Genomic DNA, 25,268 nt, shown 5'->3' with positions numbered 1-25,268 from the left:
GATTATTCGGACCGCCCCCCAGCGCCATGGCGCGAACAGGTCACTGAAGCGCCTTCAGTTTTCCCCTTCGAGGTCGAGCCGCTTCACTAGGATGCGTTGCGTGGCGCCATGCCGCCGCGCCGCAGAGGCCATGATGGACGTCAAGCTCAAACCCTTCGACTTTGCCCAGGCTGCCGCCCGGGCCGGGATGCCGCAGGTGGCCCAGCGGGTGCGCGACAGCGCCCAGGCGGCCGGCCTGACCCCGGCACGCTCGCCGGCCACCCAGGGTGTGGGCAAGGGCGAGGACTTCTCGGTGGCCTTCTCCCAGGCACTGCGCAACGTCAGCCAGACGCAGAACACCGCCCAGGCCCTGCAGCGCGAGGTCGCGCTGGACAACCCGGCGGTCAGCATCGAACAGACCATGATCGCCATGCAGCGCTCGCAGATCGGCTTCCAGGCAGCCCTGCAGGTACGCAACCGGTTGGTTCAGGCCTACAGCGACATCATGAACATGCAGGTGTGAACCAACGACAAAGCGGCCCGCAGGCCGCTCGTGGGTCACACCCGAAGCATCTTCACGGCATTCACAGCGCCATCAGCGTACGCCGACGCCGTTGCGTCTGGTCGATGTAGCGCTGCAGTGCGCGCACACCATCGCCGCCCAGCCCGACCAGCTCGCAGCCCAGGCGGGTCCCGCGGCCCTGTGTACTGGGGGCAGACACATGCACCACGCGCAACGCCACCGACAGCCGCGTCTGCGGATCGAGGTCCAGTTGCACGCCACCCAGCACCGTGTGCAGCGGCAGGGCCGGCACGTCGTCGGGCAGGAACACCGCCGCGCCGCCCTGGCTGACATCCATCACCCGCAGCGTCAGCAACATGCCGGGCACGGCAGGGTGAGCCAGGCGCGCCGTCGGCTGCGCGTGGGTCAACGGTCGGACGCGGAAGGCACCGCGGCGTTGAAAGCGGTAGAGCTCGTCCGGATATTCGGCATTGAGCGCGCTGGCGTCGCGGCCGTGCACCAGCACCAGGCCACGCACGTCGAACTGCAGCTTGACCGCATCCAGGTAGCCTGCCGCAACCACCTCGTCGGACTCGACCAGGCGGTGCACCCGCAGGTCACCCGGATCGGCGGAGAACACCAGCACGCCACGCGCCTGGTCGTCGGCCCACAGCGTGGTGCTGTAGTGCGTGCCATCGGGCGCGGTCAGCGCCAGCGGCACATCGCCTTCGACGAACTGGCGCAGCAGGGCATGCACCTCGGCCGGCGAAGACACGCGGAAGTCCGCCCCCGCATCCAGCGCCGCACCGGGGGGCGCGGGCGCTTCCAGGTCTTGCAGCGCTGCAGCCTGCGTCGTGAACATGCTCGCCTCCCTCAGTGGCTCAGTGGAGGATGTTGCGTGGCTGGCCGGACAGCATCTGGTCCAGGTCTTCCAGCCAGGGCTCCGCCAGGTGGCGGATCTCGGCATCGTTCAGGAGGATGCGCTGCATGATGCGGGACTTCAGCTGGGCCTCTTCGGTGCCCAGGCTGTGGTCGCCGGCGGCGTGCTTGAGTTGGGAGATCAGCACGGCGCAGGCACCTTCGAGCTTGACGACGCGATCCCAGTCGCCGATGCGAGCTGCTTCCAACATCTCGTGGCTGGCCGTTTCAATGGCCTCGTAATACTGCAACAGGGCGTTGTTCATCGGCGTGGAGGAGAGTGGGAGAGCAGAGGTGGGCGTCATCGTCGTCGCGCAGGGCTCGAAGGTCAGGAGGGCAGGCGCTCGCCGATGGTGGCCCAGGCGTCGCGCAGCGGGGCGATCAGGCCATCCACTTCATCGAGCGCCTGGCGGTCGTTGCGCAGGTTGGCGTGCGTCAGGCGCATCACCACGTAGCCGTACAGGTTGTGCAGGTTGGCCGCCAGCTCACCGCCCGCCTTGAGGTTGAGGCCGGCACGCAGCCCCTCCTCGACGATGCGTGCAGCACGTCCAATGTGCCGGCCCTTGGCCTCGATCTGCCCCCGAGCCAAGGCCACGCGGGCGTGCCCGATCTCGTCGACCAGGCCATCGAACAGCATCTGCACCAGCCGATGCGGCGTCGCCGCCGACACACCGGTCTCGACGCCGACCTGCCGGTACAGGTTGGCAAATTGCTGCGACCGACCGGAAGACGCTTGGAACGAGGACGTGAACATGGGCGCGTACGGTTGAAAGGTTGAGAGCGATCGGGGTGATCGGAACGTCGATGTGTGACTGATGTGTTATCGACCCGTGGTCAGATGGACTTGAGGCTCACGCATGCAACATCAGCCAACGCCGCCCAACGGCCGCCTGCGATCAGCTGCTGCTGCTCGACATGGCCGCGATCTGCTGCGTCACGTAGCTCTGCAGGGCGTTCATCTTGGCCATCTGGGTGTCCAGTGAGGTGTACTGGGCCCGCATGCGCTTCTCGACCTGCGTCATGCGCTGCTCGAAGCTGTCCTGCTTGTCGCCATTGCTGTCCTTCTGCCGCCGCAGGCTGTCGGCGCGCGTGGTGAGTGCCCCTTCGGCCCCCAGCACGGAATCGCCCCACCGGCGCAGGCGATGGGCCAGGCCATTGTCGGCATCGGTCGCACCGGTCGAAGTCGCGAATAACTTCCGGACTTCGGCCAGTTTGCTGCCCAAGGTATCCCCCAACTTGGTGGCGTCGACCTTGAGCGTGCCGTCGGACTGCGGATCGAGCCCGACGTCGGCCAGGCGCGTCAGCACCGACGAGGCCGACGACGTGCCTCCCCCCAGGCTTCGCAAGGCGCCGCGCAGGGCGTTCACCGAGGCGTCGCCCTGCAGCGTGCCCGCCGTCTTGCTGGCCGCGTCGTACTTGGTCTGGGTGGTGAGGTACTTGGCCAGGTCGTTGTAGGCGGTGGCAAAGTCGGTCACCGCCTTCTTGATGGTCTCGGTGTTGGAGCTGATGCTCACTTCCACCGGGTCCGCACTGACCTTGGCCAGCTTGAGGGTGACACCCGGCACCACATCGGCCAGCGTATTGCTCGCCGAGGTGATGGCCAGTCCGTCGATGGTGGCCCGGGCGTCGACCGCCGTCTGCGTGCGGGACATGGACGCGATGGCCGCCGAGGGGTCATACCCCAGGCCCGACAGGCCGGTCGTGTCGGCGGAGTTGCCGTCGGTGTCGGCCACGATGACGCGGAAGGCGTTCGCCTCGCCCGTGGCACCCGAGCGCATCACCAGGCGCGCCCCGCTGCTGTCGGTGACGATGCTGGCGGTGACGCCCGCGCCCGCGTTGTTGATCTTGTCGCGCACCTGCGCCAGGGTGTCGGTGGCACTGATGCTCACGCTCACTGCGGAGGAGCCCACCTTGGGCGTGAAGCTGCTCTGGTCGGCACTCCAGCCACCCAGCTCGATGCTGAGGCTGCCCGCGCCGACGGTGGCCGAGCTGTCGACAAAGGCCGAGCTGGCCAGCGACTGGCCGGCAGCCAGCTGCTGCACCGACACGCTGTAGGAGCCCGCTGCGGCACTGCTGCTGCCCGTGGCCGACACCACTGCCGCATCCGACGAGGCGGCAGTGGTGTCGCCCCAGGTGGTGGACTTGGTGAGAGCGGAAGCTGCGTCGCGCAGGGCGGAGACGTAGCTCTGGATCTTTCCGTAGGCGGAGATCTTGGTGTCGATCTTGCTCGCCTCGGTCTTCATCTGCGTGAGCGGCTGGCGCTCGACGTTCATCAACGACGTGACGATGCCTTCGACATCAAGGCCGCTGCCCAACCCGGCAGAACTGATCGTGGTCATGGAACGGACCTTTCTGCGCGATGTGCGCCTGCGATATGCCTGGACGGCAAAACGCCCGGCCGCTTTTGGCGCCGGACGTTCAGGGTATCGACGCCAGCCACACCAACTTGAGGGCCAGCCTTGGGCCCGCTCAAGCCGGCCCGCGGATCAGCCCTTGAGCAGCGACAGGACCTGCTGCGGCAGCTGGTTGGCCTGCGCAATCATCGCGTTGCCGGCCTGTTGCAGCACCTGGGCGCGCGAGAGGCTGGCCGTCTCCGCGGCGTAGTCGGCATCCATGATCCGGCTGCGGGCGGCCGACTGGTTCTCGGAGGCCACCTGCAGGTTGGAGATCACGGCATCGAAGCGGCTCTGCGTGGCACCCAGGATAGCGCGCTGCGAGTTGACCGCTTCCAGGGCCCCATCGATCGCATCGATGGTCGCCGCGTTGTCGGTGATGGCCGTCGTGCTGTCGATGGTCGCATTGGTACCGCCGTCGACCACCAGCGCCATGGACGGGTCGGCCGACATATCCGGGAAGGCGATGTCGATCGTATCGACCCCGGTCTCGGTGTTCGCACCGACCTGGAAGGTCACCACGCCGGCCGTGCCGATGGCGCCCGCGAGGATCTTCTGGTCGTTGAAGCTGGTGGCCTGGATGGTGCGGGTCAGCTCCTTGGCCAGTTCACCGAACTCCTGGTCGAGCGAATCCTTGTCGGCGCCGTTGTTGCTGCCGTTGCTCGCCTGCACCGCCAGTTCACGCATGCGCTGCAGGGTGTCGCCCAACTTGCTCAGCGCGCCCTCGGCCACCTGGGACATCGAGATGCCGTCATTGGCATTGCGTATCGCGGTGTTCATGCCGCGCGTCTGCGCATTCATGCGCTCGGCGATCGCCAGGCCGGCCGCATCGTCCTTGGCGGAGTTCACGCGCAAGCCAGAGGACAGGCGCTGCATCGACGTCGCCAACGAGGACTGCGAAACCGACTGGTTGCGCTGGGCGTTGAGCGACATCAGGTTCGTGTTGATCGTCTGGGGCATTTCATGCACTCCTCAAACATGCCATCGAATCCCGGCGGATCAGCCGGCCTTGTGAGTGCACCCCGACGCATCGGAGCCCACCACATGGCCCGGCGAGGGTGGATGCGCCGCCTGCCTGGGCGTCGGCACGAACACACCGGTACATCTCCGGACCACAGAGCCCGTGTCGGGGCCTGTGACTGAATTGTCGGCAGCCCCCGCGAGCTCGATCCGCCGATGTGCGCCGGAGTTGGGCCGCTGTTTCGCCTCCGCGGCCAACGCCTGGCGTGAGATCCGGCACGCGCACGGCAACGCCGGAAAGGCCGAAACCACCCGAATGGGTGGTCCCGGCCACGATCAAGTCGCACACCGTCGGCGGGCATCGGCCAGCCGGCGGCAAGTCCGAACCAGGGTCAGCGCAGCAGCGACAGCACCTGCTGCGGCAACTGGTTGGCCTGCGCGATCATCGCGTTGCCGGCCTGCTGCAGCACCTGCGAGCGCGAAAGGTTGGCGGTTTCCGCCGCGAAGTCGGCATCCACGATGCGTCCACGCGCGGCCGACTGGTTCTCCGACGACACCTGCAGGTTGGAGATCACGGCGTCAAAGCGGCTCTGCGTCGCACCCAGCACGGCGCGCTCGGAGTTGACCTTGTCAAGGGCCTCGTCGAGGGCGTCGATGACGGCACCGACATCGGTGACGGTGCTGTCGATCTTGTTGGTGGCACCCGTCGTCACCGCGGTCAGGGAGGCATCGGTGGACATGTCGGTGAAGGTCACGTCGATGGTGTCGACATCCGTCTCCGTGTTCGCCCCCACCTGGAAGGTCACCGTACCGGCGGTGCCAACGCCACCGGCCAGGATCTTCTGGTCGTTGAAGCTGGTCGACGAGATCGTCCGGGTGATTTCCTTGCCCAGTTCCTCGAATTCCTTGTTCAGCGAATCCTTGTCGGCGCCGTTGTTGCTGCCGTTGGCAGCCTGCACGGCCAGTTCACGCATGCGCTGCAGGATGTCGCCGGTCTTGGACAGCGCGCCTTCGGCGGTCTGCGCCATCGAGATGCCGTCGTTGGCATTGCGGATCGCGACGTTCATGCCCTTGGCCTGGGCGTTCATGCGCTCGGAAATGGCCAGGCCAGCAGCGTCGTCCTTGGCGGAGTTGACGCGCAGACCCGAGGACAGGCGCTGCATCGACGTCGCCAGCGAGGACTGCGACACCGACTGGTTGCGCTGGGCGTTGAGAGAAATCAGATTGGTGTTGATGGTGGCGGCCATGGAAATCTCCTGGGTGACAAAGAAACCGGCAAATAGCGCCGTCGAACAGAGATGAGGGCTATCCCCCACCGGTTTGCCCGGCGCTAGTCAGCCTGGAGGCCTCGCGTGGCAGCTGCCACTTGAACCATCAGCCGGCTAACCGGACCACGGATCGAGAATTAAGACCCGTTGCTGCTGTTATCGGTTGCGTTCTCGCTTGACTTGAGGGCCAAAGACACTTCTTTTTTGACCCACCGCCCGGAATCACATCCGCCACAGCTCGCGAAAGGTGTATCGGCGGGGCCCCGGCCAAGTTGAGGCCGACAGGAGGAAATGCGGGGCCAAGGGCGCGTTACTCCACCCAAGTCCCGGGGCCCGCCATTCCTATAGTGGGCCTTGCTCTGCATGGCCCTGCGGCCAGGCAGATCGGCCGGTGCACGGTGCCGGCTTCCACGCAAAAGAACGGCTGCCGCGATGCCCCCGCCTCCCCCTCGCCTGCAAGCCCTGCGCATCCCGCGCAGCGCCCCACTTGGCTCCCACTCGCCCCTGCGCCCGGCATCGCGCCAGCCCAGCGCCACCGCCCGGCGCCTCTGGCAGCAAGGTGTCGACTTCACCAAGGTGCGCGAGCATGCCAAGGCGCAGGTGTGTTTCGAACAGGCGGTGAGCCTGGAGCCCGGCGACGCGCTGTACTGGCTCAACCTGGCCGTGGCCGAACACAAGCTGGGACGAGGGCTTGCCGCGGTCGAGGCCGCCCGCCAGGCCCGGGACCTCGATCCAGCCAGCCTGCTGTACTGCAACTTCCTGGCCGAGCGGCTGCGCGAGCAGCACCGCAACAGCGAGGCGCTGCACGTCCTCGACCAGCTCGATGCAGGCACCGCTCGCGACGCCCACTGGCATGCCCTGCGCGGCACGGCCCTGGCCGGGCTGGAGCGCCACCACGAGGCCACCTCCGACCTCACCCACGCGCTCACCCATGCCGGACCGGACCTGCCGCGCATGCGCTACGCCGCCCTGAACCTGGGGCACAGCCTGGCCGCCCTCAAGCTGCATCACGCCGCCGCCCAGTGCTACCGCATGGTGCTGGACCTGGATCCGCTCGCGCTGGGCAGCGCCCTGTATGCCGCCCACTACGCCGCCTGGGCCTGCGACTGGAGTGCGCTCCAGGAGGATCTGGCGAGGCTGCAGACCTGTCTGGACGCCGTGCGCAACTCGGCGGCCGGCATCCCGTCGGATGAGCTAGCCCCGTTCTGCCTGCTCGCGCTGCAGGACGACCCGGCCCTGCAACGATGGGCGGCCAGCCACGCGGGCAATCACCAGATGCGGGGCGTCGCCTCGACCGACGAGCCGCAGCCCTGCCCACGCCCCAACGGGCGGCTGCGGATCGGCTGGCTCTCCTCGGATTTCCACCACCACGCCACCGCGATCCTGCTCGCCGAAGTCCTGGAGCACCTGGCCGGCGACACGTTCGAGCTGGTCTTCTATTCCGCCGGACCGGACGACCGCTCGCCGCTGCGCCAGCGGGTACTGGCCACCGCCACCCGGGTGCACGAGGTTGCCAACTGGGCCAACGAGCAACTGGTGCAGCAGACCCGCGCCGACGAGATCGCCGTGCTCATCGACCTCAAGGGCCACACCCGCGGCGCCCGCCTGCAGGTGCTGGCTGCCCGCCCTGCCCCCATCCAGGTGAGCTGGCTGGGTTACCCCGGCACAAGCGGTTCGCCCCACGTCGACTACCTGATCGGCGACCGCGTCATCACGCCGCTGGAAGCGCAGGGCGACTTCACCGAGCAGATCGCCCAGCTGCCGCACTGCTACCAGCCCAACGACAGCCGCCGCTCCCGCCCCGCCGCCTGGAGCCGCGCCCGCTGCGGCCTGCCGGAAGAGGGCATCGTGTTCGCCAGCTTCAACCAGGCCTACAAGTTCAGCCCCGAGGTGTTTGGCGCCTGGTGCCGCATCCTCGCGGGCTGCCCAGGCTCGGTGCTCTGGCTGCTCGTGCCCGAGCCGACCACGCAGCAGCGCCTGCGCGAGGCGGCGGCCCTGCGCGGCATCGCCGCCGACCGGCTGGTGTTCGCCCCCTTCCTCGGCATCGAGTCGCACCGTTCGAGGCTGCCCAATGTCGACCTCTTCCTCGACACCTTCCCCTGCAACGGCCACACCACCGCCAGCGACGCCCTCTGGGCGGGCGTGCCGGTGCTGACGCTGCAGGGCCACACGCTGGCCTCCCGGGTCGCGGCCAGCCTGCTGCACACCCTGGGCCTGGCCGACGAACTGGTCCGGTGCGACATCGAGGGCTATGTCCAGCGGGCCCTGCAGCTGGGCGGCGATGCCCAGGCACGCACGCAACTGCGCCACCGCCTGGACGCGGCCCGACGGGACTCACCGCTGTTTGACGGGCGCCGCTTCGCCGCCGACCTGAGCCAGCTCCTTTTGCGCATGGTGGCTCGCCACGATGCCGGTCTGCGCCCTGCCCCGCTGGCCGCCGACGGAGCCTGACGCATCACCGCCGGACCCCGACCAAAAACCGACCGACGCCGAGGCCCCATGAACCTGCCCGCCCTCCACCTGTGCATCGTCCAGCCGGCCGGCTACGTGCACTCGCTCGGTTTCCTCGACCAGGCGCGCTACTTCCGCTACCAGTTCAGGCGCATGGGCGCCGTCGTGACGCTGGCCAAGAACCGGCTGCGCCATGACGCCGTCAACATCGTGTTCGGCGCCCACCTCGGCTTCGACGCGCAGGCGGCGGCGCGCCACACCTGCCTGTTCGTCAACCTCGAACAGTTGGGCGCCCGGGGTGCCCCGGTGAACGCGGCCTACCTGGAACTGCTGCGGCGCCATGCCGCCATCGACTACCACCCCGCCAACCTTGCCGCCTACCAGGGCCTTGCCGACGAGGTGCCCCTCATCGCCTTTGGCCATGCGCCCTATCTTGCCGACCGCCCACCCCTGGCGTGGGACCAGCGACCCATCGACCTGCTGTTCTTCGGCTCGATGAACGAGCGCCGCCGCGCACTGATCGAGCGCATCGAGCGCGCCGGCCGGCGCGTCAGCCTGCTGGAGCGGCCGCTGTATGGCCCGGAGCGGGACGACCTGATCCGTCACGCCAAGGCGGTGCTGAACCTGCACTTCTACGCGCCGTCGGCGGAACACCCCTGCCGCTTCGAGCAGGCACGCGCCTTCCAATGCCTGTCGCTGGGCACACCCGTGATCTCCGAGCGCACTCCGGGCACCGAGGTGCCTGGGCATTTCGAACAGAGCGTGCACTGGGTCGCCCCGAACGACCTGCCTGGTTGGCTGGCAAGCGACTTTGACCAGCCGTCGTTCCGGGCCCGGTCCGAAGCCCAGGCGGCCGCCTTCCAGCAGCACGACCTCATCGACGGCTACGCCGACCTGCTGGCCTTCTGTGCGGGCTACCGCCAGGTGCACCAGACACGACTGGACACCTCGCCCTGGCAGCCGCGACGCATCCACATCGGATCCGGCAAGGACTATCGCCCCGGGTGGCTGAACATCGACATCCTCCCGGCGGCCGAGCCCGACGTGCTGCTCGACCTCGCCCAGCCGGTCCAGTGGCCGCTGGAGTTCGATAGCCCCACTCACGGCCCGGTGCGCCTGAATGCCGGCAGCATCCAGACGATCCACGCCAGCAACGTCCTGGAACACGTCGGCGACCTGCCGCAGATGATGCGCAACTGCCTTGACCTGCTGACGCTGCAGGGCGAGATGCACATCGAGGTCCCCTACGAGCACGCCCCGACCGCCTGGCAGGATCCCACCCATGTCCGCGCGATCAACGAGAACTCCTGGATCTACTACACCGACTGGTTCTGGTACCTCGGCTGGTTCGAGCACCGCTTCGAGCTCGCCGACTCCAGCTACCTGGACGCCCAGCTGAAGCCCTGCGCCCGGGAAGGGGCGCACTTCATGCGCGTGCGGCTCCGCAAGATCGAGACCTCCCTTGAGGAGCGCACCCGTGCCCGCACCCTGCGGGCTGACTTCGGCGGCCTGCCCGATGACGACATCTGGGCAACCGAGCCCGAAACGGCTCCCGACGCGCTGACCAGCGCCTGAGCCCGCGCCGCAGGCGGGCGCTGACAAACGCCCGCTCTGGCCGGAGTGCGTCTCCGGGGCGCTTCGGCGCACCGCGTTCGTGCGGCGTTTTTTCCCTGCTGATCGACGGATGGGCGGCCGCCGCGCCGGCCTACATTGCCTCCAACGCCCGTCGCGCCAGGAGAGCCCCGATCATGATCACCCTCGTCATTGCACGCACCGATGAAGCCCTGGACTGGCTGCATGGGCTGCCGGCCCATTGCGAGGTGAAGGTCTGCAACGCAGGTCCGGGCCTGCGCAGCGCCGATCTCCTGCCGGGCACCGAGATACTGGGCGTGCGGGCCGATGCGGGCTGCGCGGGCAGCCACATCGAATACCTCCAGCAACTGCAGCACCGTCTGACCACGGCCGAACACCCCCGCCTGGACCCGACCGGCTGGACCGTCTTCACGCCTGGCGATGGCCTGGCGCACGCGCCCGCCCTGATGGAACTGCTGGCCCAGCCGCAGAACTGGGGCGACGTGCAGGCGCTTGGCCTGCGCGCCACCACCCGCGCGCCGGCTCGCGACGATCGCCGCGAGTGGGTGGGCGGACAGCCCGTGCGGGTCGAGCGTTTCTGCCTGCACACCCTCGCGCCGGTCGGGCACATCGACAGGGAAGCAGAGCTGCTGGCCGATCAGTACCGCCACCGGCACGCCCTGCCGGCAGGGCACAACCTGCTCGCGCACTTCCTCGACCTGGCAGGCCGGCATGACCTGGCCACCAGCGCCACCCTGGCCGACCTGGGCCTGTGCGCAGCCGGTGGCGTGTTCGCGGTCCGCAACGATCGGCTGCTCGCCCTGCTGCAAGATGCCAACGGCACCCTGGACAGGCTGGAGCTGCTGCTGCGCAGCGACCTGACCCACCGGCTGATGCTGGAGCGCTGCTGGCTGCACCTGTTCGGCCTGCCCTTCGTGGCCTTCGATCCCCTGCCGCGGCCAGCGCCCGTGCAAGCGCCCGCCAGCCCGGCACTGGCGCGGGTGGTGGCGTCCATCGACGCGCTGCTGGCCCGCTCCACCATCCCCGCGCGGCTGCACCGGCCAGAACCGAGCGGCGATGCCCCGCGACGCGGCGCACCGACGCGTCGGATGAGCAACGCAGGCCCCGGTCTGCGACTGAGCGCCATCGCCGCGCTCGACCTCCCCTCCCATGGCGATGCCGCTGCGGCACCGGCCTGGATCCCCGAACTGGATCGGATCGGCCAGATCGGTGCGCGGCTGCGCGAGCACGCGCTGAGCTGACCTCGCTCGCGGCTCGCCGCAGGCAACGCCTGCGGACGTCTGGCGCCGCCGGGCACCGCACACCGGCGCCGGGCCGCCACTGGCAGCCCCAGCCAACGAGCGAGGCCATGTCAGCCACCGGATGACAGGGTTGCACCGGCAGAGGGCCCCAACCGCACCTCAGGTTCCTCCGCACCAACCCGGGCACGCCCCGGCGTGACCTGCGTCACGCCCGGCGGTCGGCCGAAGCGCCCGCACCGCCCGTCCGGGGCCAATCACCTCTTCGAATGGATGACAGCGTGTAGGAATTTGCCTGACACGCTGGATGGCGTTTGTCGTACTCAAGCTGTGGAAGTGGGCTGATGTTGCAAGCCAGTTCGTATCTTCACAATTCATCTCACGTTGATACCGAACCGCTGCCAAGGCAACGAGGCAGACACCCCAAGCAAGGAGCCCGTCATGAACACCGAACAGATCCTCTCCGAAATCCGCGAAGCCAACCTGTCGTACATGATGCTGGCGCAGAGCCTGATCCGCTCCGACCGCGAGCAGGCCCTGTTCCGCCTGGGCATTTCGGAAGAGACCGCCACCCTGCTGGAAATGCTGTCGCCCGCCCAGATGATGAAGATTGCCTCCGGCAACACGCTGCTGTGCCGCATGCGCTGTGACGACGATCTGGTGTGGAACCTGCTGACCAACCACGGCAAGAGCGCCGCCAACGACAGCGTCTCTCGCCTGCACGCCAGCATCCTGATGGCCGGGCGCCATCGCGAAGCCGCCTGATCCAGGCCCGCACGCCGCACCGCCCAGCCGACCGAACGCCACGCACACCAGACACCCGGGGGAACACACCATGCGCACCAAGAGCATCCTGACCGAAGCCAAGCAGATCGACCGCGCCGTCACGCTCATCAAGCTGGGTGCCCGCCTGCAGGTGCTGGAATCGGAAACCGACCTCTCGTACGAGCGCCTGCTGCGCCTGTACAAGGAAGTCGCCGGCAAGTCGCCAAGCAAGGGCCAGCTGCCCTTCTCCACCGACTGGTTCATGACCTGGCAGCCCAACATCCATGCCAGCCTGTTCCTGAACACGCATGAGTACCTGAACAAGGTGGCCGAGATGGACGAGATCGACACCGTCATCAAGGCCTACCAGCTCTACCTGGAGCAGACGCAGGCCCAGGGCCTGGAGCCGCTGCTGTCGGTGACGCGCGCCTGGCGCCTGGTGAAGTTCGTGGACAACGGCATGCTGACCATGACCAAGTGCTCCAAGTGCGGCGGCCATTTCGTGACCCACCCCCATGAGATCGCCAAGCACTTCGTGTGCGGCCTGTGCAACCCCCCGGCACGGGCCGGCAAGGGCAAGGCCAGCGGCGCGCTCCAACTGCATTGACGTGACTGGCTCGAACGCTTCCTCCTGGCACCTCTGAGGTGCTTTTGAACGGGTCTGCCAAGCAGACCCGTTTTTTTCTGCCACTTCTGCCAACCCTGCCGCCGTTGCCTTTTCTCCCCCCTTTTCCGTCTCAAGGCAAACCGGCAGAGGGTCGATAGTTCTCCCAGACTTCTGGCGCGCACCCCGCGCATGCTGGCAATGACGACCATGGCGTACATCCCCTTGTCACCGGAGCACCTGCGTTTGCGGGATCCCCTGCCGTTCGGGGTCTATGACGCCAACGGCATGCTGCTGCTGCCCGCGCGCGGCGTGATCCAGGACCAGAGCAAGCTCGCGCTGCTGCAGGCCAAGCACCTGTTCGTCGACGAGGACGAGTCGTACCGCTGGCGATCAAGCTTCAAGAGCACGGTCGGCAGCCTGATCCGCACCAATGCCTCGCTGCAGCACATCGCGGTGGCCAACCTGCGGCGCGATCGCGAAGACCCGGCGCGCCAGCGCCAGGACAGCCTCACCGACACCTGGCACATGCTGATGCAGAGTCTGGCAGGCGCACTGCGCACGGCCGGTACCCAGAGCGGCTGGCTGGAAACGGTGCAGGCCAGCCTGGCCCAGGCGCGGGCGCTGGAGCAACGCTCGGCGCATGCACCGCTGTACCTGCTGGTGCAACACGCCCTGCATTCCTGCGAGCAATACAGCAGCCAGCACGCGATGCTGTGCGCGCTGATCTGCGAGCGCGTCGGCACGGTGCTCGGCTGGCCGGCCGAGGAGATCGACAGCCTGGTGGGCGCCGCCCTGACGATGAACGTGGCCATGACGGTGCTGCAGGACAACCTGGCCAAGCAGCGCCTGCCGCTGTCGCCCGACCAGCGCGAGCGCATCGTGGGGCACGGCCTGCGGGGCTCGACACTGCTGGCCGGCGCTGGCGTCACGGACGCGCGCTGGCTGAAGATCGTGCGACTGCACCACGACACCAGCCTGCTCGAACGCCCGCTCAAGACGCTGGACGCCGCCAGCCGGCTGGCCCGGCTGCTGTACACCGTCGACCGCTTCACTGCCAAGATCAGCCGCCGCAGTTCGCGCCTGCCCATGTCGCCGCTGGCCGCCGCCCGCAGCGCCTGCGTGGGCGCCGATGGCCAGCCCGATGAGCTGGGCGCCGCCATCCTCAAGGCCCTGGGCATGTACCCGCCGGGCAGCTACGTGCAGCTCGCCAACGGCGAGGTCGGTGTGGTGATGAAGCGTGGCCAACGCGCCAACGAGCCCCTCGTGGCAGTGCTGGTTGGCACCAGCGGGCTGGCGCTCAGTGCGCCGGTGCTGCGTGATACCTCCAGCGCGGCGCGCGCCGTTGTCGGCGTGGCTGCCGTCGACAGCATCAAGGTTCGCCTGCAGCACGAGCAGCTGCTGGCCCTGCTCTGAACGGTCCCGGCCAGTCTTGGCCCGGAACCGGCCCGTTGCCCCCTGACCCCGCGGCAAACGCCATGTCCCGCCAATCCATTCCCACGGTCTCTCCCCTGCGCCCGGGTGCCCGCCTGACCCGGACAGGAGACTCCACGGCAGCCGCCGCCAACGACAGCCCCCTGCGCAGTGCCTGCGCGCGGCTGCGTTGGCCACTGCCGGCGCTGCTCACCTGGGCCACAGCCTGGGGCCTCTTCACGACCCTGCAGCAACTGGGCGTGGCAACCGCCGCTGCGATGGCTGCGGCGCTGCTGCTGGGTGGGACGGCGGGGCTGGGCACGGGCCTGGCAGGTCATTCACGCTGGCGGGGCTGGATCGTCGCGGTCGGCTTCCCACTCTCTTGGGGGCTGCATGCCCTGCTGCACGGCCTGGCCGTGCCCGCGGCGGGGCTGGGGAGCACGGTCGCCGCAGGCGGCGTGCTCGGCGAGTTGCCCGCCTGGGCTTGGCTGGTGCCACTGGCGCTGTTCCTGCTGGCCTACCCGCTGCGAGCCTGGCACGACGCACCGTTCTTTCCCACCCCCTCTGACGCCCTGGAAGGGCTGGCCGACATCGCCCCGCTGCCCGCTCGGGCACGCATCCTCGATGCCGGTTGCGGCCTGGGCCACGGCCTGCAGGCCCTGCGCCGGGCCTACCCGAGCGCGCAGCTGCAAGGCGTCGAGTGGAGCTGGCCGCTGCGCTGGCTGGCCTCGCTGCGCTGCCGCTGGGCCCACATCCGGCGCGGCGACATGTGGGCACAGAGCTGGAGTGGCCACGACATGGTCTACCTGTTCCAGCGCCCCGAAAGCATGGCGCATGCCGCCGCCAAGGCCCGCCAGGAAATGCGCCCGGGCAGCTGGCTGGTGAGCCTGGAATTCAAGGCCCCCGGGCTGCGCCTGCATGCCGTGCTGCAGCGCGAGGACGCACGCCCGGTGTGGGTCTACGCGATCGGCCCGGCACCGCGCCGCGGCTGACCCGCCTCTGCAGCCCCGCAACGACGGCGAGAGATTTTTCACTTTCCGCCATCTCAAGTCACCAGGGCGGCCCTCCGATATGCAAAACAGACTTCATCTGCCGACCCGGCCCCTCGTGACGCCGGCGGCCCCCTGATCCGGAAAGCACCCCATGTTCGTCATCGTCGGCTGGCTCGTGGCCCTGGGCTGCATCTTCGGCGTGTACATCGTGCACGGCGGCAACATCAGCGTGATCCTGAAGGCACTGCCCTTCGAGATGATCACCATCTTCGGCGCCGCCGCCGGCGCCTTCCTGGCCAACAACCAGATGAAGGTGGTGAAGGCCTCGATGGCCGGCCTGGGCCGCTGCTTCAAGGGCAGCAAGTTCAACAAGGCCCGCTACATGGAGCTGCTGTCGCTCATGTACGACCTGCTGCAGAAGGTGCGCAAGGAGGGCCTGATGTCCATCGAAAAGGACGTCGAGGACCCGCACAGCTCGGCCATCTTCCAGAAGTACCCGGCGGTGGGCAATGACCACCACGTGACCGAGTTCATCACCGACTACCTGCGCATGATGGTGTCGGGCAACCTGAATGCCCATGAGATCGAGAGCCTGATGGACCAGGAGATCGACACCCATCACCAGGAGGAGCACGCCGCGGTGGCCGCCATCGCGCGGCTGGCCGGTGGCCTGCCCGCCTTCGGCATCGTGGCTGCGGTGCTGGGCGTGGTGAACACCATGGGTTCGGTGGGCCAGCCACCGGCGGTGCTGGGCGGCATGATCGGCTCGGCGCTGGTGGGCACGTTCCTGGGCATCTTGCTGGCCTATGGCTTCGTCGAGCCGCTGGGCGGCCTGCTGGAGCAGAAGGTCGAGGACGCCGGCAAGGAACTGCAGTGCATCAAGAGCACGCTGCTGGCCTCGATGCAGGGCTACGCACCGCAGATCGCGATCGAGTTCGGCCGCAAGGTGCTCTATTCCGGCGATCGCCCCAGCTTCACTGAGCTGGAATCGCACCTGAAGAAGAAGTGATGCCCGAGCTGACACCAACCCTGGTGCCTGCGCGCATCCCAGGAGCCTGCCATGGCCGGTGATGCCAAGAAGCTGCAACCGATCATCGTCAAGAGGGTCAAGAAGGCCGGCCACGCGGCGCACGGCGGCGCGTGGAAGATCGCCTACGCCGACTTTGTGACGGCGATGATGGCCTTCTTCCTGCTGATGTGGCTGCTGGGCTCGACCACCGAGGGCGACAAGAAGGGCATCGCGGACTACTTCCAGTCCCCCCTGAAGGTCGCGCTGATGGGTGGCGGCTCCGGTGCCGGCGACGCCTCCTCGCTGCTCAGGGGCGGCGGCACCGACCTCACCCGACAGGGCGGTCAGGTGAAAAAGGGCGACGTCGAGGCCAAGCACAAGACCTACAACCTCAAGGCCCTGAAAGCCGAGCAGCGTAAGGCCGAACAGGCGAGGCTGAGCGAGCTGAAGGAGAAGATGGCCGAGGTCATCGCCAACTCGCCCAAGCTGGCCGAGTTCAAGTCACAGGTGCGCCTGGACATGACCCGCGAGGGCCTGCGCATCCAGATCGTGGACGACCAGAAGCGGCCGATGTTCGACAGCGGCTCGGCCGAGGTGCAGCCCTACATGCGCGAGATCCTGCGCGCCATCGGCTCGGTGCTCACCGAAGTACCCAACCGCCTGACGCTGGAGGGGCACACCGACGCCAAGCCGATGGGTTCGGGCCTGGGCTACAGCAACTGGGAGCTGTCGTCCGACCGCGCCAACAGCTCGCGCCGTGAACTGCTGGCCGGCGGGCTGGACGATGCGCGCATCCTGCGCGTGCAGGGGCTGGCCGCCAGCGTGCCCTTTGACCGCCAGGACCCGCTGCACCCCATCAACCGGCGCATCAGCATCATCGTGATGACCCGTGACGCCGAGGAGCGGTTCTTCCAGTCCGGCGACGCCCCGCTGCCCGAGGAAGACGCCGCCAGTGCGCCCGCAGAAATTTCAAGTTCTGCGCCGCCAAACCGATAAACACGGGGTCAATCTTCGACCCGTCCCTGCGACCCGCCCGCATCCAGATCCCCAAGGAGCGCACATGACCGCCTCTACCGACCTCAAGTTCCTGGTCGTCGACGACTTCTCGACCATGCGCCGCATCGTGCGCGGCCTGCTCAAGGAAATGGGCTGCAACAACGTCGAGGAAGCCGAAGACGGCGCCGTGGCGCTGAACATGCTGCGCAGCGGCCGCTTCGACTTCGTTGTCAGCGACATCAACATGCCCAACATGACCGGCTTTGACCTGCTCAAGGCGATCAAGGCCGACGAGACGCTGCGCCATCTCCCCGTGTTGATGGTCACCGCCGAAGCGCGCAAGGAAGACATCGTGCTCGCCGCCCAGAGCGGTGCGGCCGGCTACATCGTCAAGCCCTTCACCAAGGCAACGCTGGAGGAGAAGGTCACCAAGATCATGCAGAAGCTCGGCGCCACCGCCTGAGGGAGAACACGATGACCGCCGAAGCACTTGCCACCGCGACCGTCACCGTCTGCGCCGAACAACCCGGCACACCGGAAACCGTGTTCCTGCAGATCGGTGCCATCACCCGCCTGCTGCACGACACCATGCAGCAACTGGGGGTGATGCCCCAGCTCAAGGTCGCCACCGAAGGCCTGCCTGACGCTCGCAGTCGCCTGAACTACATCGTGCGCAAGACCAGCGAGGCCGCCGACAAGGTGCTGAACTCGGTCGACCAGGCCAAGTTCGAACACCACAACATCGCAAAGCAGACCCGTGCGATGGGCGAGGCGCTGGTACGTGACCCCGTCAAGGCAGTGGCCAGCGGTGCGGTGCTGAATTTCGTGCACGACATCGAGGCGGCCACCGCGCGCATCGACCAGCACCTGACCGACATCATGCTGGCCCAGGACTTCCACGACCTGACCGGCCAGGTGGTGTCCAAGGTGGTGAACCTGGCCAACGAACTGGAGACCAATCTGGTCAAGCTGCTCGTGCAGGTGGTGCCGCCCGAGCAGCGCGACAAGGTCGACCCCACCGTGCTGCACGGCCCCGTGGTGGACGCCACCGGCCGCACCGACGTGGTGCAGGACCAGGGCGAGGTCGACGACCTGCTGGCCAGCCTGGGGTTCTAGCCCCCAGCAAGCGGCAAGACAGGGTCAGGGCAGCGCCAGCGCAGCGTCGCGCGTTGCCTTCGGCAGCTCGGCCAGCCGTTTCACCTCCGAGTGGAAGCGCGGCCAGTCCCGCCCGCTGCGCTCGAACAGCCGCTCGAACTCGCCGACCCGCTCGTTGTAGGCCCCCAGGATCGCGAGCTGCGGGTTGCCAGCCGCCTCGAACCAGCGGTCGTAGCCACCGTAGCCGGCCCAGCGCCCGGCCTTCAGTTCGGCATGGGCGGTGCGCATCCCGGCCAGGATCGCTGCCTTGCCGCGGCGCTTTTCGTCGTCGGTGGATGAACTGCCGTACAGCCGCACCAACTCGGCACGGGTACGCAGCGTGAGAGCGCGGAAATCATCGCGCCGCCCATCCTGCTTCTCGGCCTCCACCGCCAGGGCCTCCCGCGCGCTGCCGCGCAGCCACTGCGCGCTGCCCATGCGCTCCACCGCCGTGGCGTAGGACTCGTTGAACACCGTGTCGTCCTCGGCATAGGCCACCTGGTGGCTCAGCTCGTGGAAGATCAGCCGCGCCAGATCGACATCGGAGCCGCGGATGAAGGTATTGAGCAGCGGGTCGGCAAACCAGCGCCCCGGCAGCTTGCCCAGCGTCGAGTAGGCCGGCACCGCGTAGACGTAGGTTTCCCAGCCCTCGGCCTGCAGCTGCTTCGCCAGCGCATCGGCCTCGCCGCGATCGAAATAGCCGCGGTAGCCAACGCAGCCGACCACCGGGTGGCACCAGCCCTTCAGCTCCAGCGACAGCTCCCGCGTGGCCACCACGTTCCACACCGCGGCGGGGCGCTTCAGGTCGGCGTAGCGGCGGTAGCTGGCGTTGTCCGGCAGCGCCAGCTCGCGCGAGGCGTAGTCGCGCAGCGATTGGCTGAGCTGCAGGCGCTCGCGCAGCTCGGGCGGCGTGGCCGGGTCGGCCAGCCAGTGATCCACCGGCCGCGCGGCGTTGAGCAGCTCCAGGTGGCCGCTGGCGGATTGCCAGTAGTAGCTGACATGCGCACAGCCGCCCAGGCCGATGCAGGCCGCCGCCAGACCGAGCAGCAGGGCCAGGGCGGCGAGGCGCGTGCGCGGCTTCATGCCCCTGCGGCCTGCGGTGCCAACTCGGCATCGGCCCGCTCGACCTCCACCAGGCAGTCGTAGAAGCAGGGGGCCTCGCCCAGGTCGGTGAGGCGCTGGTGGGTCAGCTCGTTGACATTGCTGCCACGCAGGCCCAGCTTGCGCCACCAGACCCCCAGCCCGTTGACCACCCCGCGGCGGGCGCGCGCGCTCACCCGCGCGACGCAGTGGTAGCTGCCCCGGTCATTGAAGACCCGCACCACGCCGCCATCGACGAGCCCGCGCGCCGCGGCATCGGCCGCACAGATCTCCAACACCGGCTCCCGCTCGGTGGCCTGCAGGCTGGCCACATTGACGAAGGTGGAGTTCAGGAAATGCCGCGCCGGCGGCGAGATCATCGCCAGCGGATAGCGCGCTGCCAACACCGGGTTGGTCTCGGCGCACTCGTGGTTGGGCACATGGTCAGGCAGCGGCAGGTCCGGCCCGCAGGCACGCGCCCGGCCGCTCGCGGTCGGGAAGCCGCCCTCGGCAAACGGCGCCTCGGGCAGCGGCAGTTGGACCCAGCCGTCGCGCCAGAGGCGGTCGAAGTCCACCGCGTCGCCAAAGGCCTGGCGCGCCAGCGCCATGTCGTCGTCGGCAAAGCCGGGCTCGTCGAAGCCCAGCCGCGTGGCCAGCTCGCGGAACACCTGGGCGTTCGGCCGGGCCTGGCCACGCGGGGCCAGAGACGGCTGGTTGGCGAGCAGCCAGGTGTGGCCGTAGCTGGCGTGCACATCCACATGCTCGAGCTGCATGGTGGCAGGCAGCACGTAGTCGGCATGGTCGGCGGTGTCGGTCAGGAAGTGCTCCAGTACCACGGTGAACAGGTCCTCACGGGCGAAGCCGGCGGCCACCCGGGCCGACTCGGGCGCGATCGCCACCGGGTTGCTGTTGTAGACCACCAGCGCCTCGATGCGCGGCCCCCCGTCCAGCACCGCCTCGCCCGGCTGCGCCAGCAGGGCGTCGCCGATGGTGGCCATGTTGATGGTGCGCACTCGCCGCCCCGCCAGCAGGTGGGGCTGGTGGAAGGCCGGGTTGCGCACCGGCTTGTTCCAGCCCGAGGCCGAGAGCAGCAGCCCGCCGGCCCGGTGCCGCCAGGCCCCGACCAGGCAGGGCAGCAGCGCGATCAGTCGCACCGCGTTGCCCCCGCCGTGCACCCGCTGCATGCCGTAGTTCAGGCGGATGGCCGCCGGTGCCGTCGTGCCGTAGTCCTGCGCGAGGCCCCGCACCTCGTCGGGCGTGAGGCCGCAGACCTGTGCGGCGCGCTCGGGCGGCCACTGCAGCGCACGCTCGCGCAGCTCGGGCCAGCCTTCGACGTGGCGGGCCAGGTAGTCGTGGTCGAGCCAGTCGTTCACGATCAGCTCGTGCATCAGACCCAGCGCCAGGGCGCCATCGCTGCCCGGGCGCAATGCAATGTGCTGGTGGCACTTCTCGGCGGTCTCGGTGCGGCGTGGATCGATCGCGATCAGCTTCGCGCCCGCGCGCTTGGCCGCCTGCGCAAAGGTCCAGAAGTGCACGCTGGAGGTGATCGGGTTGCTGCCCCAGATCAGGATCAACCGGCTCTCGGCAAAGTGCTGCAGGTGCATGCCCACGGTGGAACCGTAGGTCATCGCCAGCCCGGTCGCGCCGGCCTCGGCGCAGATGCTGCGGTGCAGCTGCGACGCGCCCAGGCGGTTCCAGAACCGCGCGGCCATGCCCTCGCCCTGCACGAAGCCCATCGTGCCGGCATAGCTGTAGGGCTGGATGGCCTGCGGATCGCGCGCCGCGATGGCCCGCAGCCGTGCGGCGATGTCGTCCAGCGCCTCGTCCCAGCTGACCGGCACGAACTCGCCCCGCCCCTTTGGCCCGACCCGTTTGAGCGGCGTCAGCACACGCTCCGGGTGCTCGATGCGCTCCATGTAGCGCGACACCTTGGTGCACAGCGCGCCGTGCGTGGGCGGGTGGTCCGGGTCGCCCTGCAGCCGGATCACCCGCCCGCCCTGCACCGTGACGCGGATCGCACAGGTGTCGGGGCAGTCGTGCGGGCAGGCGGCGTGCACCACCGACACGGTGGCAGCGGCATCGCCGTCAGGGGCATGGGCGGGGGCAGGGTTGGCACTCATGCCGAGATGATGGCATGGGCTCCTGCAGCGCGGGTCCGGGCCCGGCGATAAGATGGATTCGCTGTCCTCCTTCAACGCGCCTGCCGCCCGCCCCATGTCCACGCTGCCCGCCTCTGCCAGCGCCCTCGCTGTCGACACCGACCTGCTGACCGCGATCCGCCGCGACATCCACGCCCACCCGGAGCTGTGCTTCGAAGAGGTGCGCACCTCGGACCTGGTGGCCAGTCAGCTCGCCGCCTGGGGCATCGAAGTCCACCGCGGTCTGGGCCGCACCGGGCTGGTCGGCGTGATCCGGCATGGCAGCTCGCCGCGCGCCATCGGCCTGCGCGCCGACATGGACGCGCTGCCGATGACCGAGCACAACCACTTCCCCCACGCCAGCCGGCACCCGGGCCGCATGCACGCCTGCGGCCACGACGGCCACACCGCCATGCTGCTGGCCGCGGCGCAGCACCTGGCGCGGCACCGGCACTTCGACGGCACGGTGTACCTGGTGTTCCAGCCCGCAGAGGAAGGCGGCGGCGGGGCGCGCGAGATGATCGCCGACGGGCTGTTCGAGCGCTTCCCCATGGAGGCGATCTTCGGGATGCACAACTGGCCGGGCATGGCGGCGGGCCAGTTCGCGGTGTGCAACGGGCCGGCGATGGCGTCGAGCAACGAGTTCAAGATCACCATCACCGGCCGTGGCTGCCACGCGGCGCTGCCGCACAACGGCATCGACCCGGTGCCGGTGGCCTGCCAGATGGTGCAGGCCTTCCAGACCATCGTCACGCGCAACAAGAAGCCCACCGACGCAGCAGTGATCTCGGTGACGATGATCCACACCGGCGAGGCCACCAACGTGGTGCCCGATTTCGCCGAGATCCAGGGCACGGTGCGCACCTTCACGCTGCCGGTGCTGGACCTGATCGAGCAGCGCATGCGCGAGATCGCCCAGCACACCGCGGCGGCCTTCGGCGCCGAGGTGGCCTTCGAGTTCCACCGCAACTACCCGCCCACCATCAACCACCGCGCCGAGGCCGAGTTCGTGCGCGAGGTGATGACCGAGCTGGTCGGCCCCGACAACGCGCTGGAGTTCGAGCCGACGATGGGCGCGGAGGACTTCAGCTTCTTCCTGCAGCAGCGGCCCGGCGCCTACTTCGTGATCGGCAATGGCGACGGTGCCCACCGCGAGCAAGGCCATGGCCTGGGCCCCTGCACCCTGCACAACCCGAACTACGACTTCAACGACCAGCTGATCCCGCTGGGCGCGGCGCTGTGGGTGCGGCTGGCCGAGCGCTGGCTGGGCCGGGCGGGCTGAACATCCACCCACGGTCAGGGCATTTCGCGCCGCCCACCGTCGCCCCGGAATGCGGCAATCAGCGCCGGCCGTGGCCGCTTTTTTTCCGCGCTGCCCCCTGGGACAAAAAGGCGACGATCGTGGCATCACCTCCACGACCACGATCACGCACCATGTCCTTTCCTCCCGCCCTGCGCATCGGCGCACGTCTGGGCTTGGCGTTCGGTTTGCTGGGCTGCCTGCTGCTGGTCAGCACGGCATCGGGCATCCTGCGCCTGAACACCCTCAACGAGACGGTCCGCCACCTGGTCAACCAATCGGTCCGGCCCGTCGTGCTGGTGGCGCAGATGGAACGCAGCGTCCTGGAAATCGGGATCCATCTGCGCAACGCCATCCTGTTCGACGGTCAGGAACTGGTGCTGGCGGAGATCGCCGAGATTGGCAAGGAGCGCACGGCGTTGGCCGAGGTCCAGCGCAACCTGGCCGCCAGCATCGACAGCGAAGCCAGCCAGGCCGCGCTGAAGCAGGCGGTCGCGGCCCACGCGCCCTACCTGGAAGCGGTCGACAAGATCATCCGCGCCGTCAAGGCGGGCGACCCGGACTCCGCGCGCATGCTGATCGCAGGCGGCGAGGTCCGCCGGCTGCGGGGCGACTACACCGCCGCGCTGAAGCAGCTGGCGGACGTCGAGCAGCAGCGCATGCGCGACGCCACGAGCCAGACCGAGGCGGTTCATGCCGCGGGCCGGTGGATGTTGCTGACGGTCGCCGGGCTGGGGCTGGCGCTCGCCGCATGGACCGGCTGGGCCATGACCCGCAGCATCGTCAGGCCCGCCCAGCGCGCCACGGCCGCGGCGCGACGCATCGCCGAGGGCGACCTCACGCAGGACGTGCTCAGCCGCCGCCGCGACGAGATGGGCGAGGTGCTCCAGGCCATCCAGGCCATGCAGGAAGGGCTGCGGCGCACCGTGGGCCACATCCGCAGCGGCGCCGCCCAGGTCAACAGCGCCAGCCGCGAGATCGCCAGCGGCAACCAGGACCTGTCCGGGCGCACCGAGCAGCAGGCCAGCGCACTGGAAGAAACCGCCGCGTCGATGCAGCAGATGACCGACACGGTCCAGCAGAACGCTGAAAGCGCCCGCCAGGCCAACCAGCTGGCCGCGGCGGCCGTCGGCGTGGCCAGCCGGGGCGGCGACATGGTGAACCGGGTCGTGGCCACGATGGACGAGATCAGCGCCAGCAGCCGCAAGATCGCCGACATCATCGGCGTGATCGATGGCATCGCCTTCCAGACCAACATCCTGGCGTTGAACGCGGCCGTCGAGGCGGCCCGGGCCGGCGAGCAGGGCCGCGGCTTTGCGGTGGTGGCCGGCGAGGTGCGCACGCTGGCCCAGCGCAGCGCCAACGCCGCGCGCGAGATCAAGGCGCTGATCACCCAGTCGGTCGAGCGTGTGGAGGGCGGCCACGACCTCGTTCGCGAGGCCGGCAGCACGATGGCAGAGATCGTCACCCGCGTGCAACGGATGAACGACCTGATCGCCGAGATCAACGCCTCCACGGTCGAACAAAGTGCCGGCATCACCCAGGTGAACAGCGCCATGGCGCACCTGGACCAGGGCACGCAGCAGAACGCCGCCCTCGTGGAGGAAAGCGCTGCCTCGGCCGAAAGCCTGCGCCAGCATGCGGCCGAGCTGGAGCGCGCCGTGGCGGTCTTCCGCACCGAAGCGGGCCAGGCTGCAGTCGTTCCCGCACCGGCTGCAAGCGCTACCCGAACGGCACGGCCGCCGACGGCCAGGGCCACAACCACCACCGAGGCCACCGTGGCCACGCAGGAGTGGGAAACCTTCTGACCGGCTCGCTCTGCAGGCCAACGGCCTGGGCAGACACCGGGCGCCGAGCCCGATGGGAGATCGTCAGTCGAGCCGCAGGCCGCGCGCCAGGAGGTCGCGCTCCAGCCGCTGTGCGTCGGTGAACAGCACCGCTGGCAGGCCAAAGCGGTTCGCCGCCTCGACGTTGCCGAGGTGATCGTCGATGAACAGGGCGCTGCGTGCCGGGATGTCAAAGCGCTGCAGCGCCAGCGCGAAGATCGCCGGATCGGGCTTGGCCAGCCGCACCTCGGACGAGAAGACCCCGTCGTCGAACCCGCGCAGGAAGTCGTGCGTGCGGCTCAGGTGCGCGGCGTAGGGCGCCGGCATGTTGGACAGGAAGAACAGCCGGTGGCCGGCTTCGCGCAGGCGGCGCAGCAGCGCCACCGTGGCGGGGATGGGCGACAGTGCATCGGGCACCGCCGCCAGCACCGCCTCCACCTCGGCGGGCGCCAACCCGGTGCGCGACGCGATGCGCCGCACCGTTTCCGCCTCGTCGATCAGCCCGGCGTCGAACTGGCCCCAGTCACCGGTGTAGCCCTGGAAGAAGCGGTCCTTCCAGAGCGTGGCGTTCTCCGGCGTGTTGGCCCGCTCGGGCAGCACCTGGGCCAGCAGGCGCACCGGGTTCCAGTGGAAGAGCACGCCGCCAAAGTCGAAGATCAGGTAGGTGGGCTTCATGGCGGCGTCTCCTCTGGGTCGGGTCCGGGTTGGT

23 protein-coding genes are annotated in these 25,268 nt (G+C 68.8%); 14 read left to right on the top strand and 9 right to left on the bottom strand.

Going from position 1 to position 25,268, the window contains the following annotated elements:
- Nucleotides 1-133: 133 nt before the first annotated feature.
- Nucleotides 134-502, top strand: a complete 369-nt coding sequence (gene fliE, locus NGK70_RS07140; protein ID WP_251973710.1) for a flagellar hook-basal body complex protein FliE — start codon at nt 134-136, stop codon at nt 500-502.
- A 61-nt stretch (nt 503-563) separates the two neighbouring features.
- Here the strand turns inward: fliE and NGK70_RS07135 are convergent, their stop codons facing one another.
- The 6 genes from NGK70_RS07135 to NGK70_RS07110 all read right to left on the bottom strand — a co-directional run bounded on the left by NGK70_RS07135 (nt 564) and on the right by NGK70_RS07110 (nt 5,999).
- A complete protein-coding gene (locus tag NGK70_RS07135; protein WP_251972572.1) occupies nt 564-1,343 on the bottom strand; it encodes a flagellar brake protein in 780 nt (259 codons plus the stop codon).
- A gap of 19 nt (nt 1,344-1,362) precedes the next feature.
- The gene (locus NGK70_RS07130) at nt 1,363-1,665 is read right to left on the bottom strand and encodes a flagellar protein FliT (protein ID WP_251973709.1); all 303 of its coding nucleotides are present in this window, start codon (nt 1,663-1,665) and stop codon (nt 1,363-1,365) included.
- 62 nt (nt 1,666-1,727) lie between these two features.
- A complete protein-coding gene (gene fliS, locus NGK70_RS07125) occupies nt 1,728-2,153 on the bottom strand; it encodes a flagellar export chaperone FliS (RefSeq protein WP_251972571.1) in 426 nt (141 codons plus the stop codon).
- 142 nt (nt 2,154-2,295) lie between these two features.
- Nucleotides 2,296-3,738, bottom strand: a complete 1,443-nt coding sequence (gene fliD / locus NGK70_RS07120; RefSeq protein ID WP_251972570.1) for a flagellar filament capping protein FliD — start codon at nt 3,736-3,738, stop codon at nt 2,296-2,298.
- Between the two features lie 147 nt (nt 3,739-3,885).
- The gene (locus NGK70_RS07115; RefSeq protein WP_251972569.1) at nt 3,886-4,752 is read right to left on the bottom strand and encodes a flagellin N-terminal helical domain-containing protein; all 867 of its coding nucleotides are present in this window, start codon (nt 4,750-4,752) and stop codon (nt 3,886-3,888) included.
- Nucleotides 4,753-5,144: 392 nt separating this feature from the next.
- A complete protein-coding gene (locus NGK70_RS07110) occupies nt 5,145-5,999 on the bottom strand; it encodes a flagellin N-terminal helical domain-containing protein (RefSeq protein WP_251972568.1) in 855 nt (284 codons plus the stop codon).
- A 453-nt stretch (nt 6,000-6,452) separates the two neighbouring features.
- Here NGK70_RS07110 and NGK70_RS07105 point away from each other — a divergent pair, with 453 nt between their 5' ends.
- The 11 genes from NGK70_RS07105 (at nt 6,453) to NGK70_RS07055 (ending at nt 18,197) form a co-directional block, all read left to right on the top strand.
- The gene (locus NGK70_RS07105; RefSeq protein WP_251972567.1) at nt 6,453-8,471 is read left to right on the top strand and encodes an O-linked N-acetylglucosamine transferase, SPINDLY family protein; all 2,019 of its coding nucleotides are present in this window, start codon (nt 6,453-6,455) and stop codon (nt 8,469-8,471) included.
- Between the two features lie 48 nt (nt 8,472-8,519).
- Complete coding sequence (locus NGK70_RS07100) at nt 8,520-10,046, top strand: class I SAM-dependent methyltransferase (RefSeq protein WP_251972566.1); 1,527 nt, start codon at nt 8,520-8,522, stop codon at nt 10,044-10,046.
- A gap of 173 nt (nt 10,047-10,219) precedes the next feature.
- Entirely contained in the window at nt 10,220-11,305 is a 1,086-nt protein-coding gene (locus NGK70_RS07095) for a hypothetical protein (RefSeq protein ID WP_251972565.1), read from the top strand.
- Nucleotides 11,306-11,743: 438 nt separating this feature from the next.
- A complete protein-coding gene (flhD, locus tag NGK70_RS07090) occupies nt 11,744-12,067 on the top strand; it encodes a flagellar transcriptional regulator FlhD (protein WP_251972564.1) in 324 nt (107 codons plus the stop codon).
- A gap of 70 nt (nt 12,068-12,137) precedes the next feature.
- Nucleotides 12,138-12,674: a flagellar transcriptional regulator FlhC gene (flhC, locus tag NGK70_RS07085; RefSeq protein ID WP_251972563.1), complete on the top strand. Its 537-nt coding sequence runs from the start codon at nt 12,138-12,140 to the stop codon at nt 12,672-12,674.
- A 207-nt stretch (nt 12,675-12,881) separates the two neighbouring features.
- Nucleotides 12,882-14,087, top strand: a complete 1,206-nt coding sequence (locus NGK70_RS07080) for an HD-GYP domain-containing protein (RefSeq protein WP_251972562.1) — start codon at nt 12,882-12,884, stop codon at nt 14,085-14,087.
- Nucleotides 14,088-14,149: 62 nt separating this feature from the next.
- Nucleotides 14,150-15,076 (top strand): class I SAM-dependent methyltransferase, encoded by a 927-nt coding sequence (locus NGK70_RS07075; protein WP_251972561.1) that lies wholly within the window; start codon nt 14,150-14,152, stop codon nt 15,074-15,076.
- A 151-nt stretch (nt 15,077-15,227) separates the two neighbouring features.
- Nucleotides 15,228-16,085: a flagellar motor stator protein MotA gene (motA, locus tag NGK70_RS07070; protein WP_251972560.1), complete on the top strand. Its 858-nt coding sequence runs from the start codon at nt 15,228-15,230 to the stop codon at nt 16,083-16,085.
- A gap of 51 nt (nt 16,086-16,136) precedes the next feature.
- Nucleotides 16,137-17,081 (top strand): flagellar motor protein MotB, encoded by a 945-nt coding sequence (gene motB, locus NGK70_RS07065; protein WP_251972559.1) that lies wholly within the window; start codon nt 16,137-16,139, stop codon nt 17,079-17,081.
- 64 nt (nt 17,082-17,145) lie between these two features.
- Nucleotides 17,146-17,544, top strand: a complete 399-nt coding sequence (gene cheY / locus NGK70_RS07060) for a chemotaxis response regulator CheY (RefSeq protein WP_251972558.1) — start codon at nt 17,146-17,148, stop codon at nt 17,542-17,544.
- 11 nt (nt 17,545-17,555) lie between these two features.
- The gene (locus tag NGK70_RS07055) at nt 17,556-18,197 is read left to right on the top strand and encodes a protein phosphatase CheZ (RefSeq protein ID WP_251972557.1); all 642 of its coding nucleotides are present in this window, start codon (nt 17,556-17,558) and stop codon (nt 18,195-18,197) included.
- Nucleotides 18,198-18,221: 24 nt separating this feature from the next.
- On the opposite strand, the gene NGK70_RS07050 is transcribed toward NGK70_RS07055, so the two are convergent.
- Both NGK70_RS07050 and NGK70_RS07045 read right to left on the bottom strand, forming a co-directional pair.
- Entirely contained in the window at nt 18,222-19,298 is a 1,077-nt protein-coding gene (locus NGK70_RS07050; protein ID WP_251972556.1) for an aminopeptidase, read from the bottom strand.
- Entirely contained in the window at nt 19,295-21,415 is a 2,121-nt protein-coding gene (locus NGK70_RS07045; RefSeq protein ID WP_251972555.1) for a molybdopterin-containing oxidoreductase family protein, read from the bottom strand. Before NGK70_RS07045 ends, NGK70_RS07050 begins: the two co-directional genes overlap by 4 nt.
- 94 nt (nt 21,416-21,509) lie before the next feature.
- On the opposite strand from NGK70_RS07045, the gene NGK70_RS07040 reads away from it, so the two are divergent.
- The gene (locus NGK70_RS07040) at nt 21,510-22,715 is read left to right on the top strand and encodes a M20 aminoacylase family protein (protein WP_251973708.1); all 1,206 of its coding nucleotides are present in this window, start codon (nt 21,510-21,512) and stop codon (nt 22,713-22,715) included.
- A 152-nt stretch (nt 22,716-22,867) separates the two neighbouring features.
- Nucleotides 22,868-24,541, top strand: coding sequence for a methyl-accepting chemotaxis protein (locus NGK70_RS26430; RefSeq protein ID WP_310742584.1), 1,674 nt, complete (start codon nt 22,868-22,870; stop codon nt 24,539-24,541).
- Between the two features lie 63 nt (nt 24,542-24,604).
- Here NGK70_RS26430 and NGK70_RS07025 read toward each other — a convergent pair whose 3' ends face one another.
- Entirely contained in the window at nt 24,605-25,234 is a 630-nt protein-coding gene (locus NGK70_RS07025; protein ID WP_251972554.1) for an HAD family hydrolase, read from the bottom strand.
- Nucleotides 25,235-25,268 lie beyond the last annotated feature (34 nt).

The sequence above is a fragment of the Sphaerotilus microaerophilus genome (assembly GCF_023734135.1).
Classification (GTDB): domain Bacteria; phylum Pseudomonadota; class Gammaproteobacteria; order Burkholderiales; family Burkholderiaceae_C; genus Sphaerotilus; species Sphaerotilus microaerophilus.
The sequence above is the reverse complement of the archived record's forward strand: the minus strand, read 5'-3'. Positions and strand labels throughout refer to the sequence as shown.

Coding starts and splice junctions, on each gene's coding strand:
- NGK70_RS07110 (WP_251972568.1), bottom strand. CDS start 5,999: ATGGCCGCCACCATCAACACCAATCTGATTTCTCTCAACGCCCAGCGC.
- NGK70_RS07040 (WP_251973708.1), top strand. CDS start 21,510: ATGTCCACGCTGCCCGCCTCTGCCAGCGCCCTCGCTGTCGACACCGAC.
- fliS (WP_251972571.1), bottom strand. CDS start 2,153: ATGTTCACGTCCTCGTTCCAAGCGTCTTCCGGTCGGTCGCAGCAATTT.
- NGK70_RS07050 (WP_251972556.1), bottom strand. CDS start 19,298: ATGAAGCCGCGCACGCGCCTCGCCGCCCTGGCCCTGCTGCTCGGTCTG.
- NGK70_RS07130 (WP_251973709.1), bottom strand. CDS start 1,665: ATGAACAACGCCCTGTTGCAGTATTACGAGGCCATTGAAACGGCCAGC.
- NGK70_RS07080 (WP_251972562.1), top strand. CDS start 12,882: ATGGCGTACATCCCCTTGTCACCGGAGCACCTGCGTTTGCGGGATCCC.
- NGK70_RS07105 (WP_251972567.1), top strand. CDS start 6,453: ATGCCCCCGCCTCCCCCTCGCCTGCAAGCCCTGCGCATCCCGCGCAGC.
- motB (WP_251972559.1), top strand. CDS start 16,137: ATGGCCGGTGATGCCAAGAAGCTGCAACCGATCATCGTCAAGAGGGTC.
- NGK70_RS07115 (WP_251972569.1), bottom strand. CDS start 4,752: ATGCCCCAGACGATCAACACGAACCTGATGTCGCTCAACGCCCAGCGC.
- NGK70_RS07045 (WP_251972555.1), bottom strand. CDS start 21,415: ATGAGTGCCAACCCTGCCCCCGCCCATGCCCCTGACGGCGATGCCGCT.
- fliD (WP_251972570.1), bottom strand. CDS start 3,738: ATGACCACGATCAGTTCTGCCGGGTTGGGCAGCGGCCTTGATGTCGAA.
- NGK70_RS07055 (WP_251972557.1), top strand. CDS start 17,556: ATGACCGCCGAAGCACTTGCCACCGCGACCGTCACCGTCTGCGCCGAA.
- NGK70_RS07135 (WP_251972572.1), bottom strand. CDS start 1,343: ATGTTCACGACGCAGGCTGCAGCGCTGCAAGACCTGGAAGCGCCCGCG.
- fliE (WP_251973710.1), top strand. CDS start 134: ATGGACGTCAAGCTCAAACCCTTCGACTTTGCCCAGGCTGCCGCCCGG.
- flhC (WP_251972563.1), top strand. CDS start 12,138: ATGCGCACCAAGAGCATCCTGACCGAAGCCAAGCAGATCGACCGCGCC.
- NGK70_RS07075 (WP_251972561.1), top strand. CDS start 14,150: ATGTCCCGCCAATCCATTCCCACGGTCTCTCCCCTGCGCCCGGGTGCC.
- NGK70_RS07025 (WP_251972554.1), bottom strand. CDS start 25,234: ATGAAGCCCACCTACCTGATCTTCGACTTTGGCGGCGTGCTCTTCCAC.
- NGK70_RS26430 (WP_310742584.1), top strand. CDS start 22,868: ATGTCCTTTCCTCCCGCCCTGCGCATCGGCGCACGTCTGGGCTTGGCG.
- motA (WP_251972560.1), top strand. CDS start 15,228: ATGTTCGTCATCGTCGGCTGGCTCGTGGCCCTGGGCTGCATCTTCGGC.
- NGK70_RS07095 (WP_251972565.1), top strand. CDS start 10,220: ATGATCACCCTCGTCATTGCACGCACCGATGAAGCCCTGGACTGGCTG.
- cheY (WP_251972558.1), top strand. CDS start 17,146: ATGACCGCCTCTACCGACCTCAAGTTCCTGGTCGTCGACGACTTCTCG.
- NGK70_RS07100 (WP_251972566.1), top strand. CDS start 8,520: ATGAACCTGCCCGCCCTCCACCTGTGCATCGTCCAGCCGGCCGGCTAC.
- flhD (WP_251972564.1), top strand. CDS start 11,744: ATGAACACCGAACAGATCCTCTCCGAAATCCGCGAAGCCAACCTGTCG.